Annotated in this window: 2 protein-coding genes; both read right to left on the bottom strand. The window is 69.1% G+C overall.

Annotation, left to right across the window (positions count from 1 at the left end; translation table 11 throughout):
- Positions 1 to 541: alpha/beta fold hydrolase (locus tag AC097L_RS26010; protein ID WP_479589576.1), on the bottom strand; the 541-nt coding region annotated here is incomplete at its 3' end.
- 7 nt (positions 542 to 548) lie between these two features.
- On the bottom strand, positions 549 to 1,077 hold a 529-nt coding region (locus tag AC097L_RS26005), incomplete at its 5' end, for a fumarylacetoacetate hydrolase family protein (protein WP_479589575.1).

Raw genomic sequence — 1,077 nt, 5'->3', positions numbered from 1 at the left:
CATACCCCTCGGCGGGTTGGCGCATCACGATCTCGCGCACCAGGGCCAGCACGGCGGGCTGCTGGGCCTTGGTCTCTGCGCCGGTCGCGCCCTTGGCGATGGCATCGGCAAGCTCCTGCATGCAGGTCAGGCCACTGCGGGCTAACGGGGCCCGGGCGTGGATGCCTGCGCGACCGGCCTCGGGCGGAGCTACCAGCGGGCCGAACAGCGCCAGCGACAGCACGCGGCCCGGGTGCTGCACCGCCAGGTGCTGCGCCACCACCGTGCCCAGCGAATGCGCGGCAACGTGGGCCGCCGGAATCTCCAGCGCGTCCAGCAGGCCTATGAGCGCATCCACATAGCCCTGGATGGACAGCGCGCCCGGCGGCAGGGCCGAGCGGGCGCTGCCCGGCAGGTCGGGGCGAATGGTGCGAAAGCCTGCCAGCGCGCCCAGCAGCGGGGTCCACACATTGCTTGAGCCGCCCAGGCCGTGGATGCACAGCAGCGGTGGGCCGCTGCCTTCGATTTCAACGGCCAGGCCGTGGATAGTTTGGCTTGCCATGGCCACCTCAGACGAAACGGTTTTCGATGGCACCGATGCCATCGACTTCGATGCGCACCACGTCGCCTGCCGCCAGGTAGCGCGGGGGCTGCATGCCCATGCCCACGCCCGCCGGGGTGCCCGTGGCGATCACGTCGCCGGGGTACAGGGTGATGCCGCGCGAGATGGTTTCGATCAGCGTGGGGATGTCAAAAATCATGTTCTGCGTGGGGCCGTCCTGGCGCAGCTCGCCGTTGACCCAGCAGCGCACGCGGGTCTCGCGGCCGTCCAGCACGTCGGCTGTGACGATCCACGGGCCCATGGGGCAGAAGGTGTCGAACGACTTGCCCATGTCCCACTGCTGGTGGCGCACCTGCACGTCGCGGGCCGACACGTCGTTGACGATGGTGTAGCCAAACACGTGTTCCATGGCGGCGGCGCGGGTGATGTTTTTGCCGCCCTTGCCAATCACCACGGCCAGTTCGGCCTCGTAGTCCACCGCCGTGGTCACTTCCACCGGCACGCGCGCTGCGTCGTGTGGGCTGACCACACATTCG

This window comes from Rhodoferax sp. RT5P35 (genome assembly GCF_056521385.1).
This window is presented reverse-complemented; position numbering and strand designations above follow the sequence as displayed.